Source organism: Synechocystis sp. LKSZ1, assembly GCF_040436315.1.
In the GTDB taxonomy this organism is placed as follows: domain Bacteria; phylum Cyanobacteriota; class Cyanobacteriia; order Cyanobacteriales; family Microcystaceae; genus Synechocystis.
The window spans coordinates 2,915,672-2,927,797 of the sequence record NZ_AP031572.1; the positions used below are offsets into that span (position 1 = coordinate 2,915,672).

General features: G+C 54.5%; 11 protein-coding genes. 5 read left to right on the plus strand and 6 right to left on the minus strand.

What is annotated here, in order from left to right:
• Positions 1 to 2: 2 nt before the first annotated feature.
• Genes ABXS88_RS13230 through ABXS88_RS13240 form a run of 3 tightly spaced genes read right to left on the minus strand, consistent with a single transcriptional unit; the run spans position 3 to position 2,231 of the window.
• On the minus strand, positions 3 to 794 hold the full coding sequence (locus ABXS88_RS13230; protein ID WP_353672511.1) for a TIGR00266 family protein: 792 nt from the start codon (positions 792 to 794) through the stop codon (positions 3 to 5).
• An 18-nt stretch (positions 795 to 812) separates the two neighbouring features.
• Complete coding sequence (locus ABXS88_RS13235; protein ID WP_353672512.1) at positions 813 to 1,508, minus strand: TIGR00266 family protein; 696 nt, start codon at positions 1,506 to 1,508, stop codon at positions 813 to 815.
• Positions 1,509 to 1,529: 21 nt separating this feature from the next.
• Positions 1,530 to 2,231, minus strand: coding sequence for a TIGR00266 family protein (locus ABXS88_RS13240; protein ID WP_353672513.1), 702 nt, complete (start codon positions 2,229 to 2,231; stop codon positions 1,530 to 1,532).
• Between the two features lie 204 nt (positions 2,232 to 2,435).
• Between ABXS88_RS13240 and ABXS88_RS13245 the strand changes: the two genes are divergently transcribed.
• The 4 genes from ABXS88_RS13245 to ABXS88_RS13260 all read left to right on the plus strand — a co-directional run bounded on the left by ABXS88_RS13245 (position 2,436) and on the right by ABXS88_RS13260 (position 6,246).
• Entirely contained in the window at positions 2,436 to 3,173 is a 738-nt protein-coding gene (locus ABXS88_RS13245; protein ID WP_353672514.1) for a TVP38/TMEM64 family protein, read from the plus strand.
• Positions 3,154 to 4,713 (plus strand): mercuric reductase, encoded by a 1,560-nt coding sequence (locus ABXS88_RS13250; protein WP_353672515.1) that lies wholly within the window; start codon positions 3,154 to 3,156, stop codon positions 4,711 to 4,713. Before ABXS88_RS13245 ends, ABXS88_RS13250 begins: the two co-directional genes overlap by 20 nt.
• Before the next feature lie 66 nt (positions 4,714 to 4,779).
• Entirely contained in the window at positions 4,780 to 5,232 is a 453-nt protein-coding gene (locus tag ABXS88_RS13255) for an NfeD family protein (protein ID WP_353672516.1), read from the plus strand.
• Between the two features lie 42 nt (positions 5,233 to 5,274).
• On the plus strand, positions 5,275 to 6,246 hold the full coding sequence (locus tag ABXS88_RS13260; protein WP_353672517.1) for an SPFH domain-containing protein: 972 nt from the start codon (positions 5,275 to 5,277) through the stop codon (positions 6,244 to 6,246).
• Here ABXS88_RS13260 and recO read toward each other — a convergent pair.
• Both recO and deoC read right to left on the minus strand, forming a co-directional pair.
• Positions 6,243 to 7,040: a DNA repair protein RecO gene (gene recO, locus ABXS88_RS13265; RefSeq protein WP_353672518.1), complete on the minus strand. Its 798-nt coding sequence runs from the start codon at positions 7,038 to 7,040 to the stop codon at positions 6,243 to 6,245. The two genes, ABXS88_RS13260 and recO, sit on opposite strands and share 4 nt — an antisense overlap.
• Positions 7,037 to 7,708: a deoxyribose-phosphate aldolase gene (deoC, locus tag ABXS88_RS13270; protein ID WP_353672519.1), complete on the minus strand. Its 672-nt coding sequence runs from the start codon at positions 7,706 to 7,708 to the stop codon at positions 7,037 to 7,039. Before deoC ends, recO begins: the two co-directional genes overlap by 4 nt.
• A gap of 211 nt (positions 7,709 to 7,919) precedes the next feature.
• Between deoC and ABXS88_RS13275 the strand changes: the two genes are divergently transcribed.
• The gene (locus ABXS88_RS13275) at positions 7,920 to 11,366 is read left to right on the plus strand and encodes a HEAT repeat domain-containing protein (protein WP_353672520.1); all 3,447 of its coding nucleotides are present in this window, start codon (positions 7,920 to 7,922) and stop codon (positions 11,364 to 11,366) included.
• On the opposite strand, the gene ABXS88_RS13280 is transcribed toward ABXS88_RS13275, so the two are convergent.
• Positions 11,319 to 12,122: a cobalt-precorrin-6A reductase gene (locus ABXS88_RS13280; protein WP_353672521.1), complete on the minus strand. Its 804-nt coding sequence runs from the start codon at positions 12,120 to 12,122 to the stop codon at positions 11,319 to 11,321. The genes ABXS88_RS13275 and ABXS88_RS13280 overlap by 48 nt on opposite strands.
• Between the last annotated feature and the right edge of the window lie 4 nt (positions 12,123 to 12,126).

Here is a 12,126-nt window from a genome sequence, read left to right on the forward strand (position 1 = left end):
TGCTAGGGTGCTTCAATTGTACGAACACTGGGCAAAAAAGATTTCAAGTAGTTCAAAAAACTGTGGTCTTGGCGGCTCTGCAACCAAACCTGTCCTTCGCCCCGGAGACGACACAGGCGCCCTTTCCCCCCAAACAAATTTTCCTTCAAATGATCAGCACAGAGCCCTTCACAGACTTCGACTTCATAGTCCAAACTATCCTCAAAGGCCAAAACGTAGTCGGGGTTGAAGGTAATTGTTTCATCGACCGCAACATCCAAAAGTCCGCCGCAGGAACTAAACCAGAGGTCTCCCTGGCCGGTGAAATGTAGGAGGGCCGTGCTGTCATCATTGTAAAAATCCTGCATTCCCGTAAAGTGAGTATTAATCTGTACCGTCGGTTTACAGGCCAAAAAATGAGATGAATGGAGGTACAGGCCCTTTTTGTCTGAGAGGTGGTAGTGGTGAATGTCTCCGGGCAGGGGCGGCGCGAGGCGTAGATGGCCCGCTTGGCTATCCGCAGAAAATTGATTGAGCACAATCACCTCTCGGCCCAGGATCTTCGCCAGGTTTTGGAGCAGGCCGCCTCGTAATTTAGTCATCAGCGTTACGCTGGGATCCATCGCGACCACCGTGGAAGCATCCACCAGAATACTTTTCTTGGGGGTTAATTCCAGGTCTAGGGTGGTGTAGAGGGGTTCATGGTCAACGGTAAAGTAAATGTCGCGAACCTCGGGAGGCTCGGCTTTTTTTTCCCGCCCCTCCTTGGCACTAAGAATGAGGCTTTCAGCTAGGTTTTCTTCGATGGGATCCATGGTGGCATTAGAGCAGTGCTAAGGCGGGCTGAGTTTAAAATGGGCAGGCTTGAGGCCCAGGGACAGGGCCTTGGCCATGGCCTTAGGACGATGGGTTTGGCAAAAGAGTTTACCCTCCCCTTTAAATTCGCAGAGGGTCTCCTGCCCGCTGGCAAAGGGCAATAGCCAACTTTTCTGGCGTGGTAGGATTTTGGCCCGGAGGCTATTTTCAAAAGCCACTACATGCTCTAGGTTAATGCGATAGCTGTGGTCGATGGTAATTTCATAGAGGCCCCCGAGGGCACTCATTAACACCAGACCGTCGCCAAATAAGCTCAACCAAGTACTTTTTTCAGCTTTCATCTGGGATTTAAAACTTTGAAAGCCCACAAAAATTTCAATACTGCTGCTCGAGGCCAGGTAAGAACTGTGGCGAATAATTAACTTGTATTGACTTAGGCGGTAACACACTAAGTTGCCCACTAAGGGGGGCGCCAGCAATAATTCTCCACCTTGGTCATCGGCTTTAAAGCTATTTAGAAATAAGGATTTAATCTGGGTGGCGCTGACCTTGGGTAATTTTGCCACTTCACTCCCCCGACGCAGGAGGGTCTGGGTCTGTAAATTACCCTTCATGGCGATTAAAGCCCCCGCCTGGGCCAAAACTTCTTCGTTGGGCTCTAGGATCAGGTGGGCCACGGCCATTTCTGGTTGATGGAGAAAATTAACTTGCATGGGTTACGCTTCCAGCATCCTTCAACGGCATTTTAGCCGCAGATAGCGACTGAGGCCACTTAAACTTCGGGATTGAAGGTAGACCGCTCCCCCACCGATTAATTGGGAAATCATCCCTTCCCCCGATACTTCCGAACCCACGACTCCCTTGGGGAAGTTGACCCTCAGCTTCAGCTTGGGGCTATAGGCCACCAGATGATGATGTTCGACGGCGAGACGCTGATGAACCGGGTAAGACGATAGATAACCACAACTGGCCACAAACACCCGGCCCTTACCCGATAGTTTGAGAGCAAACAGGCCCTGGCCGGCCAACCAACTAGAAAAGCCGGCCCATTGCAGGCCCATGCGGACGCCCGTGGTGTGGGCAATGTGAAAAGCTGGCTGGATACAAAGCCCTGCCTTGGTGATATCCAAGGGTATCAAATCTCCCAGAGCCCCCTGGCTTAAAGTAAAGGTGAGGGGTTCCGTCGTTGGATTTTGGACAAGATTGAGCACCGGAATCTTTCCCCCCAGGCCACGGAAGAGAAGACTCGCAAGCCACCCAAGACCCAGGCGCATTTTGAGGGTTAACCCTTCATCCAAACTCACCAATGTATCGAGACTTACATACAGCTGTTCTTTGGGTTTCAGGGTAATGTAGAGCAGGGAGAAAGCAGGTCGGAAACGAATCTTGTACTGCACCGGTGGGGTTATCCTGAACGCAAATAAAGATAATCCCATTTTGCCCCATCCCGCACGATTTCCCTGATGCTTTGCTCAATTCTTGGGCATCCCGTCATATAACTTCAAATTTCAGTCGAGGCATTGGCCCTGTCGTGATCAAAATCCCATGGGCTCTTCATCCATTTTGTTAACCTGGTGCGTAGTTATCGTGGATCCCAATCACCTCGCTTAATTACACCGCCCTTCGCTTCAATGGTTGCTATGTGCTTTTCCTCGTCGCTAGTCCTGGGGTTTACAAGCCTTGTCCTCGGGGCCAGTCCCACCGGAAACCCCTCCCTTAATTTTCATCCCCAGCAACTTCTACTCCAGGCCTTGGAGTGGATCGAGCACCTTGGCCCTTGGGGCGTTTTGGCCTTTATCGGACTCTACACCATCGCGACAGTGGCCTTGATTCCGGGTACTTTCCTCACCTTGGGGGGCGGGGCCATTTTTGGGGTGGTGATGGGTTCGGTATATGTCTTCACAGGAGCCACCCTGGGGGCCATTAGCGCGTTTTTGGTCGGCCGTTATCTGGCCAGGGATTGGGTGTTTCATAAAATTGCGGCCAATCGTCGTTTTCGCGCGGTAGACCAAGCCGTTGGTCGAGAGGGCTTTAAAATTGTGCTATTGACCCGTCTTTCTCCAGCCTTCCCTTTTATTTTGCTGAACTATGCCTACGGCATTACCCGTGTTTCCCTCAAGGACTATGCCCTGGCTTCGGTGGGGATGATTCCTGGTACGGTTAGTTATGTTTACCTGGGGGCCGTGGTCGGCAATCTGGCCCTGCTGGGTACGGAGACAACAGCAGTAGCTAATCCCTGGGTACAGTGGGGTCTGCGGCTTCTTGGCCTGGGGGCCACGGTATGGGTAACGGGCTATGTGACTCAAATGGCCCGCAGGGCCTTAGCCGATAGCATCGTTGAAACAGAGGAGGCTTCCCATGAGTCCAGCCATGGATAGGGAAGGGCCCGGCGGCCCGAGTATTCTGCCCTTAGATGACCATAATCAACGGCTACTAGCGGCGGTTCATCCCTCGGACTGGCAGAATCCCCAACCCCAAGAGCGCTACGATGTCGTCGTGATCGGTGGTGGGCCGGCTGGCCTGGTGGTGGCCGCAGGCTGTGCGGGGCTAGGGCTAGGTTTAAAGATTGCCCTAATTGAAAAGAATTTACTGGGCGGCGATTGTTTAAATGTGGGCTGTGTCCCCTCCAAAAGTCTCCTGCGTTCGGCGCGGACGGTGGCAGAGTTACGACAAGCCCAGGCCCTAGGGTTCTCAGGAGTCGATTCCCCAGCCATTAACTTTAGCCAAGTCATGGAACGTCTACGGCGCATTCGAGCAGACCTCAGTCCCCACGATTCGGCCCAGCGTCTACAGGGCCTGGGGATCGATGTATTTTTGGGTCAAGCCCAGTTCGTCAATGCCCAATCGCTGAGGGTAGAAGGCGCGGTTCTTCAGTACCGAAAAGCGGTGATTGCCACCGGAGCTAGGGCCAACCATCCCCCCATGCTTGGCCTGGCGAAAACCGGTTTTTTAACCAACGAAACCGTCTTTTCCTTAACAGAATGTCCCCCTCGTCTGGCAGTTATTGGTGCTGGCCCTATCGGTTGTGAATTGGCCCAGGCCTTTCAGCGTTTGGGTTCCCAGGTCACACTCCTCCACAAGCATGACCGGCTTTTAAACCGAGAAAACCCCCAAGCGGCTGACCTGTTACAGGAGGTTTTTCAGCAAGAGGGCCTAGAGCTAATCCTATCGGCCCAAATTCAAGCCGTAGAGCCGGTGGCTGGCGGAAAACAGATTATTTACCACCAAGGGGGCCAAACCCATACCCTGGTCGTTGATGAAATTTTAGTTGGTGCTGGCCGAGTCCCCAATCTAGAGGGCCTCAACCTCGATGCCGCCGGGGTGGAGTACGATGCCCAAACAGGGGTCATGGTCAATGACTACCTACAGACCAGCAATCCCAACATCTATGCGGCCGGCGATATTTGCCTGCCCTGGAAGTTTACCCACACCGCCGATGCCGCCGCCCGTCTGGTGATTAAAAATATGCTGTTTTCCCCTTGGGGCCTGGGACGGAGCCGCCTGAGCCAACTGATTATTCCTAAGGTCATCTACACCGATCCGGAAGTGGCCCAAGTCGGTCTTTCTGCCGAAGCGGCCCAGGCTAAGGGCCTTTCCTTCCGGACGATTCACATTGCCCTAGGGGAGATTGACCGCGCCTTAACCGACGGCGAAACCGAGGGCTTTCTCAATATTCTCCATGGCCCAAACAACGACAAAATTCTGGGGGCAACCCTGGTGGCCCGGCACGCAGGGGAAATGATTTCAACCCTTACCAGTGCCATGGTAGGGAATCTGGGTCTCAATCACCTAGCGGGGGTGATCCATCCCTACCCGACCCAAGCAGAAATCGTGAAAAAAGCGGCGGATGCCTACCGTCGTAGCTTGCTCACCGACCGGAGTCGGGCCCTGCTCCAATTCCTCAGCCGGCTGGCTTAGCCAGAACCTGTAATCCATCAGGATTTCTGGGCTAGCATACAAGAGCGTCATCCCCTTCTGCTCCCTATGAACCCTGTTCCGCTTTGGATTATTGCCGGCTCTGTTTTGTGCCTGCTGGAACTGATCTTCCCCACGGCTTTTGTCGAGCTGATGATGGGGATTAGCGCCATTATGGTGGCGGGGATTGCCCTGGTCATTCCCAATCCAGGGATTCAGGTCGCTTGCTGGTTGGCGATTTCAACCTTCTTAGTCATCGTGTCCCGTCGCTTTCTACCCCAACGAGCGGCCCATCGTCGGCCCCTCCAAGATGCCGTGGAAGGAGAAACCCTAACGGCGATTTTACCGGGCCAAGCCGGCCGAGTGCTCTACGAAGGCAATTCCTGGCGGGCTGAGTGCCAAGACCCCTCCCTGGAATTGGCCCCCCAGCAGAAGGTTTATATTATTGGTCGCAAGGGCAATACGCTAATGGTTTATCCGGTGGAAGAGCCCAACCCTCAGTCTCTATTTCCAGCAGAATAAACAGCATTAATTACAATCAAATTATTAGGAGACATTACAGCAATGGAAGGTTTATTTATTCTTTTCTTTTTGGCCTTTGGCGGCTCGGCCCTCTTTGGTTCTGTCAAAATCGTCAATGAAAAAAATGAGTACTTAGTAGAGCGCCTCGGGAGCTACAACAAAAAATTAGAACCGGGCATGAATTTTGTGGTTCCCTTCATTGACCGGGTGGTTTACCAGGGTACTATCCGCGAAAAAGTCCTCGACATTCCCCCTCAATCCTGTATTACCAAGGACAATGTTTCCATCACCGTGGATGCCGTGGTCTACTGGCGCATTGTGGATATGGAAAAGGCCTACTACAAAGTGGAAAATCTCCAGTCTGCCATGGTCAACTTGGTATTAACCCAGATCCGAGCCGAAGTGGGCAAAATGGAACTGGACGAGACCTTTACCGCCCGTTCTGAAATTAATGAACTGCTCCTACGGGAATTAGATATTTCCACCGATCCCTGGGGCGTTAAAGTGACGCGGGTAGAACTGCGGGATATTATGCCCTCCAAAGCCGTGCAGGATTCCATGGAATTGCAAATGGCCGCCGAACGGAAGAAACGGGCCGCGATCTTGACCTCTGAAGGGGAACGGGATGCTGCCATTAACTCGGCCCAAGGGAAGGCCCAAGCCCGCGTTCTGGATGCCGAGGCCCAAAAAACCGCCGCTATTCTTAAGGCCGAAGCCGAGCAACAACAAAAAATCCTAGAAGCCAAAGCCACTGCCGAGGCCTTAGCGATCCTGACTCAAAAACTCAGTTCCGACCCCAATGCTCCCGAGGCCCTGCGCTTTTTATTGGCCCAGCAGTACCTGACCATGGCCGCTAGCATTGGCACCAGTGATAGCAGTAAGGTGATGTTCCTCGACCCCCGCAATATTCTGGCTACCCTAGAGGGCGTTAATTCCGTTGTGGGCCAGGGCCAACTCCAGGCCCTGGGTCTAGAACAGGCCTTGGAAAAAATTGACCGCCACCGGGCCAGTTAAAACGCGAGATCAACGAGGGTATCTAACAGGGCCGCCGCCTTAAAGCGATGGTCGAGATGGTGCTGGGCATAGTCCCGGAGCAAGTGTTCCAGGTCTATCCAGTATTTGTCTCGAAAGGCCCGGGCCAAGGTCGGAGGCAGGATTTGTTGGGGGTCTGGTAGGGTGGGCTCGGCTAGGTGTTGCAAGAGCATGAGGGTAAGGGCATTGATTTTGGCAACGCGGCCAGGAACCGGAAGTTCAATCAGGCCCCCTTGTTCGGCACTAAAACCAATACGCCAGTGACTATCGATGAAGTCCGGTGTGATCGGTTTTTGGCTTACACAACAGTGATGCACCTGGGGCGCAAAACCTTCCAGGGCCAATAAATGAAACAGGGCCTGGGCCAGGTATGCGTGTAGGGATTGCTCTGGGTGTAGCCGGGCCAAGCGTTGCAGATGTTCTTGCAAGAGATTATAGAGGTCTGTCTGGGCCTGGTTTTCGCTCCCCAGACGTAGAACCACTTCTACTAAATATTGACCGGCCGCCAGCTTGCCCACATCTTGGCTGAGATGCGGCGGACTCTGGAGACTGTCGATGTGTAAAATCCGGGCCAGGCTCCGCCCTTGACTGAGGTGAAACTGATTAGTGGCAAAAATTTCACAGCGGCCTCGCAGGGGAGATTTTCCCTGACGAGCACCGGGGGCCACCACTCGCATCAAACCACGCTCGGGGGACAGAATCGTTAAGAGACGGTCGGCTTCCCCCAGGGGCAGACTTTTAAGAATGATGCCGGTGACATCGTAACAGCGACTCATTCCAGGGCCCGTTGTTGTTGGAGCAGGTCTACCCCATGGGATGTCCCTAAACGGGTTGCGCCGGCTTCGATCAGGGCAATTGCCTGCTCTAGGGTGCGGATACCGCCCGAGGCCTTAATGCCGACCCGGACCTGGATTAAGCGGGCCAGAAACTGGACATCGGCCACGGTGGCCCCACCAAACCAACCCGTACTGGTTTTCAGATAGCTCGCCCCGGCATCTAGACAAATATCGGCGGCCAGGCGTTTTTCGGCTTCTGTCAGGCGAGACATTTCTAGAATGGCTTTGACCTTTTGTCCCGTCGCTTCACAAATTTGGGCGAGGTCTTGGTACACTTCATTAGTCAGGCCTGCTTTGAGCCAACCTTGGTTAATCACTACGTCCAATTCCGTGGCCCCGGCTTCTGTTGCCTCCTGGGCCTCGTAGAGTTTGCTGGCCGATGTACTGGCCCCACTGGGAAAACCAATCACGGCACAAACCGCCACCTTTTTCCCCCGTAACCGTTCTACGGCCTGAGGAACGGCACTGGGATAAACGCAAATAGCCGCAAAACGATGGTGCTCGGCCTGGTCACAGGCCCTGTTGAGATCCTCGGGGGTGGCGGTAGGGTCGAGGAGGGCATGGTCAATGTAGGGCGCAAGGTCGAGGGAACGAGCAAGGTCGGTCATGGTGGGAAAACGTTTAGGCCTGGCTTATATTTTGGCAGAAATGAGTCGGCCTCCCAAAGGCCAGGACATATTGATTTTTCGATAGATTAAACTGATTAGCAGACTCACGGCCCAAGTAAGTTTGATACAGTGGAGCCTGGGGAATTAGTCTAGCCATTATCGCGTTCGTGGGCGACTCCTCCCCAGCTTATCCCCATCCTTCACAGCTACTATGGTCTCGGAGACAGGGCAACTTCAACAGCCAGAGGCCCAGATTGATTGGTCAGCGGTTTGCCAGTCAATGCTGGAACGGTTCTTACCCCGTAATTCGGTCAATACCCAACCCCACAGTAAACAGGTGTTGTCCAAGGTGGTTCCCAAAACCCTCCGGATTACTCCTGTGCTCCGCAGGACGTCTGCTCAGGCTGCCTCGCCCAAGTATGGGCCCCAGGCTTTTTTGCACCATCTCATTGCCCAGGGCCTGGCTAAATCCAAGGGGAAACGCTTGGCAATTTTGGGAGAAGCGGGGACGGGAAAAACACTTTTTTTACAATATTTTGCCCATTGTCTTCTCCAGGAAAGCGAGGGCCAGAGCCTGCCCATCTGGATCAGCCCGGCCCAACTCAAGCAACTTTCGTTACGGGATTACTTGATGGGCCCCTGGCTAGAGCAGGCGGCCCAGGGCCACGTCCTTAGTCTGCCGCTGTGGCGACTCAGTTTTACCGAACAACTCCAGAGTGGACGGCTGTGGATTCTCGCCGATGGTTTTGATTACAGTTACGCTGACCTCGATACACCAACGCACCAAGGGCCGCTTTCGAGCCTGATGAGTTCCCTCCAGGATTGGTTTCGTCTTCATCTAGTGCTCACTTGCCGGCCCGAAACCCGTCAAAGTGACCCCAAGGGCCTGGTGGGGTTTGAGCGTTACCAAACGAGTCCCCTAGCTTATCCCGAAGAGGTGGAGCTGGCCATTGAGGATTGTTTGGCCCCCCAGGAAAGAGACTCCCCTGCTCCCCCTGAGCATCAAGATTTAGCCCAATCCCTACGCCAGGTTTTAGCCCAGGGCCAGCGAGAACATCTACGGCAGTGCCTGACTTCCCCCATCCGTTTGCTTCTCTGTTGCCGCTTTTGGCAGACTCGCCCCCCGGTCTTTCCCGCCAATCGGACGGCCCTCTATCGAGAGCTAAGTGAAGCCTTTTATCAGTGGAAAGCGGAATTAGTCTCTACCAATGGAGAACAACGCCAGAGCCTAGCCCAGGCCTTTGGCGAATTAGGTAAACGGGTACTGTTGGAAGACCGACCCAAGGACCAGTCCCTCTCCCAGGCAGATATGGAAGCGGTTTTCGGCAAAAATTCTCCCCTCCTACGCTTGGCCCTGCAACTCGGGTGGCTGATTCCCCGCGGCCTGGTGCGGGAAGGGGCCTGGGAACGGGGATATGGCTTTTTTGATCGCTCCTTTCGGGATTACTTTACAGCCCTTGTGATCGATAACTGGCAGTTCTTTCTAGAGCCCGCTACCCAGTCCTATCGGCTCTTCGACCCCCAATGGCAAGCGGTGATGCATTTCTGGATGGGTCGCACCGACGTAGCTGCCCAAGCGAAGAATGACTTTCTTGAAACTTTACTGGTCTTTGATGACCATTGCAGTCCCGAAAATTTCTACGGCAAACGGGCCTTTCTCTTGGCCGCCAGTCTTCTGCAAGATTATCCCGACTTCCCCCAGGCCGACGCCATCCTAGAGCAACTCTGGCAAGCTAGCCAGGGCCAGACCGATAGCCCACTCCAGTGGCAGAAGCTCACAGCGGACTGTCTGCCCAACACCGACCGCTCCCATCTGATTGCTCTACTGTTGAAGCGCTTAACGCTCCCAGAAGCAGGGGCCAATGGGATTGCACCAATTTGTTCCTATCTTGCCCAGTGGGGGCCGGGTGATGAGGCGGCCATGACAACCCTCCAGGCGCAACTCCGTCAGGTAGATCAGAAGACTCAGCGCTTTAATTTAGCCGAAACCCTCGGCCAGATCCATCCAGGGGATGAATTGGCCCTGCAAACTCTGATTCAAGAACTGCAAGACCCTAACCACGATGGTTACTACTTGGCCCTCCAGGCCCTGGGTAAAATCGCCAAGGGCAACCGCTCGGCCATTGCCGCTGTTCTGGAGGCCCTTTCCCTTGACCTGTCTCCCGTACAACATCGCCAGTTATTAGTCTGTTTAGAACACATTGCCCGCCACGATGACCTGGCCATTGCCAGTTTGACCCAACGCCTCCGTACCTATCCCGAGGGCCCCTTCCGCTGTCAGGTGGCTGAAAGCCTAGAAAAAATTGACCCCGGTAATCCCACGGCCCTGTCTCTACTCCGGCGTTTACTCCTGCCCCAGGAGAGCCTCGATACTCGTAAACAGGGTATCTATAGCCTCGGGGAAATCGCCCTCCCCTCGGCCGCGGTGATTAATGATCTGGCGGCCCTACTCCAGGACAGTGATATTTTTCTGCGTTGGTTGGCCATGAGTAGCTTGGCCAAAATTGGCAATGGTCATCCGACCGCCATTGCGGCCCTGGAAAATCTTCTGCGGGATATCCTGGACCAACCGACTTCGGAAGAATCGGAATGGCTATTGAAGGAAGGCGTCGATGCCCTAGCCAAGATCGATCCCGGCAATCCTCTACTCCTCCATACGCTAGTCCATTTACTGGAAAATCCCCTCGACCCCCAGACCCACCAGGATAGTGCAGAAATTCTAGGCCAACTGGATCCCGGTAATCCCAGTGCCATCAACGTCCTGCTAAAGCTCCTGCGTAAAAATAGTGATGAATTTATCCAGCGCCAAGCCGCTACCAACCTAGGACTGATCGATCCCGGCAACCTAACAGCTATGATGGCCCTGATCAATCTTCTCAACCAGAGTAGTAATCAGGATATTAAACGCTTGGCTGCCCAGAGTTTAGGCCAAATTGGCCAGCAAAACCCTGCGGTAATCGCGGCCCTGGTGCGGAGTGTTGAACGACAACCGGAACGGGAAACCCTGCGGGCTATTATTCAAAGCCTGACTAAGGTCGGCCAAGGCAATCGAGAAGTGGCCCATCTCCTCCTCAATCTCCTGCGTCGTCAAACGGACCCGTCCCTGCGTCTAGAGATTGCTGAAAGCCTAACCACCATTCTTCCCCAAAAAATGCTGACCTTTGTGGTGACCCAGCTACGGGATTGGTGTACTCAAGGCAGTGACCACCGCCAACCGGCTGACTGGGAACTCCTCTGGCATTGTGCCCAGGCCTTACCCTACACCACTTTTTATCAGGCCTGGCATCACCATGCTTTGGAAGAGGCCAATGCCCCCAGTCTATCTCCGGATCATTTTTGGGTCGGGCAGGCCAGTCTGACGGTAGAGCATGGCTATCAAAAAGTAGCCAAACATCCCGGCCAAGCTGTCGCCCTCTGGGCCTTAACCGTTCCCCAGGCCACAGAACTATCCGCAAGTCCAGCCTGGGAATTGGAAACCCTGGCTAACCTGGCGCGACAATTGCGTCAGCAATGGCCCACCCTCCAGAGCATTGTGATCCATCATCGTTTTGGGCCGATGACCGCGGGAGACATCTCCTTGGTGGTGGCCATCGGTGCCCCCGATTTTTCCCTAGCCTGGGAGGCCCTGCGGGACATCCGAACGGCCCTCCAACCCTAATTGCCGACAAAAGGCCAAAACCACTTCCACCTCATCGGTCTGTTGAGGGTAGGCTAAACTCGGACGGGCAATCCGGATGAGGGGAATCTTTAGGGCCTGGGCCACCTGAGCCTTAACCGCTTCTCCCCCTGCCTGGCCTGAGGCCTTAGTGACGACAAGGGTAATCTGCCATTGTTGCCAGAGGGCCTGCTCTAGGGCCGCACTAATGGGGGGACGCAGGGCCATCAACTGTCCAGCCTGAAAGCCGCCTTGGGTCGCCAGGGCCAGAGCCGTTGGTGTGGGCAGAATACGAGCAAAGAGTGCAGCCCGTGGTTGCCACGGGAGGAAGTGGGGCAGGGCCTTGGCCCCGAGGGTCAATAACACCCGCTGGCCCTGGAGATAGGAGCCTTGGAGGAGTTCGGTCAGACTAGCCAGGGTTGTGACACCAGCGGTTGCCGGTACAGTCGGCCGTTCGTAACGGAGATAGGGGAGTTGGTATTGGAGCGCCCCTGCCATGGCTAGTTGGGACACTTGTGCGGCAAAGGGATGGGAAGCATCGACAATGGCCCGGATCTGATGCTGAGCTAAAAATTGGGGTAAATGCTCTGGCTGGAGGATTTGGACTTGAATGGCGAGATAGGGGCTAGGGGCATAAAGCCGTTGCGCCGCTGGCGTCGTGACCGTCACCAAGCAGGGAATCGCCGCCGCCGCCAGAGCCTTAGCTAGAATGGCACTTTCCTGGGTACCACCAATTAACCAGACCCGTCCTCTGTCCATCTCC

Excerpts from the sequence above, each read along its gene's own strand:
- ABXS88_RS13275 (WP_353672520.1), top strand. The coding sequence starts at position 7,920 with ATGGTCTCGGAGACAGGGCAACTTCAACAGCCAGAGGCCCAGATTGAT.
- ABXS88_RS13255 (WP_353672516.1), top strand. The coding sequence starts at position 4,780 with ATGAACCCTGTTCCGCTTTGGATTATTGCCGGCTCTGTTTTGTGCCTG.
- ABXS88_RS13280 (WP_353672521.1), bottom strand. The coding sequence starts at position 12,122 with ATGGACAGAGGACGGGTCTGGTTAATTGGTGGTACCCAGGAAAGTGCC.
- ABXS88_RS13240 (WP_353672513.1), bottom strand. The coding sequence starts at position 2,231 with ATGGGATTATCTTTATTTGCGTTCAGGATAACCCCACCGGTGCAGTAC.
- ABXS88_RS13235 (WP_353672512.1), bottom strand. The coding sequence starts at position 1,508 with ATGCAAGTTAATTTTCTCCATCAACCAGAAATGGCCGTGGCCCACCTG.
- ABXS88_RS13250 (WP_353672515.1), top strand. The coding sequence starts at position 3,154 with ATGAGTCCAGCCATGGATAGGGAAGGGCCCGGCGGCCCGAGTATTCTG.
- recO (WP_353672518.1), bottom strand. The coding sequence starts at position 7,040 with ATGAGTCGCTGTTACGATGTCACCGGCATCATTCTTAAAAGTCTGCCC.
- deoC (WP_353672519.1), bottom strand. The coding sequence starts at position 7,708 with ATGACCGACCTTGCTCGTTCCCTCGACCTTGCGCCCTACATTGACCAT.
- ABXS88_RS13245 (WP_353672514.1), top strand. The coding sequence starts at position 2,436 with ATGTGCTTTTCCTCGTCGCTAGTCCTGGGGTTTACAAGCCTTGTCCTC.
- ABXS88_RS13260 (WP_353672517.1), top strand. The coding sequence starts at position 5,275 with ATGGAAGGTTTATTTATTCTTTTCTTTTTGGCCTTTGGCGGCTCGGCC.
- ABXS88_RS13230 (WP_353672511.1), bottom strand. The coding sequence starts at position 794 with ATGGATCCCATCGAAGAAAACCTAGCTGAAAGCCTCATTCTTAGTGCC.